We start from the raw sequence: 2,059 nt of genomic DNA on the forward strand, positions 1-2,059 counted from the left end.
TTTAGGATCACTTATCGAAAGAAAAAATGTTTATATAAATGTAAATGGAACCGTGCAAATAGACGATAAAATTTATCATTTGTCTGAACCAAAGATCTGTGAGTTTTTTTATGAAATCAAAATAAATTTAGGTAGTGAAAAGACATATCAACCACTCCTATGTGGTGGTGGCAGTAGTCGATATATCTTGCATCTAAAAAGCGGCAAATCAATAGAGTATTCTGGTGATTATGCACTATGTGATGGCACTCCATATGGATGTAAAAGATATACAAAACTAATTGTGGATGATTTACTTAAACAAGTGATTGATTCTTTTTGAGAATTCTAATAAGCTATTATTAAAGGAGAAATTTAAATATGCAATATGGATTTGGAGTAGATATTGGTGGTACTACAATAAAGATTGGATTGTTTTCAGTGGATGGAGATTTGATGGAAAAATGGGAAATTCCAACAAACAAAACAGATAATGGAAAATATATTCTTACTGAAATTGCTGATTTTATTAATCGTACTATTGAAACGAAAGGCATCGAAAAAAGTGTTGTGATGGGTGTAGGTTTAGGTGTACCAGGACCAGTAAATAAGAATGGTTTTGTGAGTGTATGTGTGAATTTAGGATGGAATTCATTGAATGTTGAAAAAGAATTCCATGAAATTTCAGGCCTTCCTGTTAAAGTAGGCAATGATGCCAATGTTGCAGCACTTGGTGAAATGTGGCAAGGTGCTGGGAAAGGATATCAAGATGTATTAATGGTTACACTTGGCACTGGTGTTGGTGGCGGTTGTGTTTTAAATGGACAGATCGTTTCCGGAATTCATGGTGCTGGCGGAGAAATCGGACACATGCCTGTAAGGGATGATGAGAAAACTCCATGTAACTGTGGAAATCATGGATGTTTAGAACAATATGTTTCAGCTACTGGAATTGTTACTCAGGCTAAGAAGATGTTAGAGAATGATAAACGTCCTTCTAGTTTACGTGATTATGATTGTTTAGAAGCTAAACACATTTATGACGAGGCTAAAAAAGGGGATGTCATCGCTAACGAATTAGTGGATTCCACTTGTAAAATTCTCGCAAAGGCATTGGCACAAGTCTGTAGTGTGATTGATTCAGAAATCATTGTGATTGGTGGTGGCGTTTCTAAAGCTGGAGATATCCTAACTTCAAGAATCAGCACATTCTTTAAAGAGTATGCATTCCATGCATGTAAAAATACACCAATCGTTTTGGCTAAACTTGAAAATGATGCCGGAATGTATGGTTGTGTAAAATCATTATTTTAATTCTACTAAAAATGCAAGGATTCAGCCTTGCATTTTTTCTATAATAATGGTGAGAATATACGAATAATGCTTAAAAATAAACCTTTCACAATATTCACATGGGTATCTTCTACTTGAATTTTTTTACAATGTTCTAATGTATCAAAAAAGTTTTGTTTCACATCCATGATTTTCTTAGATTTATACAATAATGTGCCATTTTCAAAATGTAGGTATAAGGAGCGATAATCTAAGTTGATTGTTCCTACTGTGGCATATGTATCGTCACAAATAAAGACTTTTGAATGTACAAAACCAGGCTCATATTCATAAATTTTAACGCCGCCTTGAATTAATTGTTTATAATATGTAGTTCCCATATCATGTACAATCTGTTTATCGGCAATACCGGGCATGATGATTCTAACATCGACACCTTTTTTAGCGGTATGAATTAATGTGTTGATCATTTCTGAATCAATGATAAGATAAGGAGTCATTATATATACATATTTATTGGCACTATTTAATAAATCTTCATAAACGGATTGTCCCGTCAATTCTTCGTCTAACGGAGTTTCTGCATAAGGAGCAATATATCCATCAAACAAAGTTTCTTCTACAACATCTTCATTTTTGAAAACAGAATAATCAAAGTCTTCATGACGTAAAGCGTTCCAGTTTGTTAGAAACATTACTAAATAAGACCAAACGGCTTTACCTTTAATACAAATGATATTGTCCATCCAATGACCATGTTTTACTTTCTTATTGATATATTCATCGG

3 protein-coding genes are annotated in these 2,059 nt (G+C 33.4%); 2 read left to right on the plus strand and 1 reads right to left on the minus strand.

Annotation, left to right across the window (positions count from 1 at the left end):
• Together ACZQCL_RS08995 and ACZQCL_RS09000 are read left to right on the plus strand one after the other, a co-directional pair.
• The coding region (locus tag ACZQCL_RS08995; protein ID WP_482482909.1) for a hypothetical protein at positions 1 to 322 on the plus strand (322 nt) is incomplete at its 5' end.
• 38 nt (positions 323 to 360) lie between these two features.
• On the plus strand, positions 361 to 1,293 hold the full coding sequence (locus tag ACZQCL_RS09000; protein WP_482482911.1) for an ROK family glucokinase: 933 nt from the start codon (positions 361 to 363) through the stop codon (positions 1,291 to 1,293).
• Positions 1,294 to 1,331: 38 nt separating this feature from the next.
• On the opposite strand, the gene ACZQCL_RS09005 is transcribed toward ACZQCL_RS09000, so the two are convergent.
• On the minus strand, positions 1,332 to 2,059 hold a 728-nt coding region (locus ACZQCL_RS09005), incomplete at its 5' end, for a phospholipase D-like domain-containing protein (RefSeq protein ID WP_482482913.1).

Source organism: Holdemanella sp., from assembly GCF_056804935.1.

Coding starts and splice junctions, on each gene's coding strand:
- ACZQCL_RS09000 (WP_482482911.1), top strand. CDS start 361: ATGCAATATGGATTTGGAGTAGATATTGGTGGTACTACAATAAAGATT.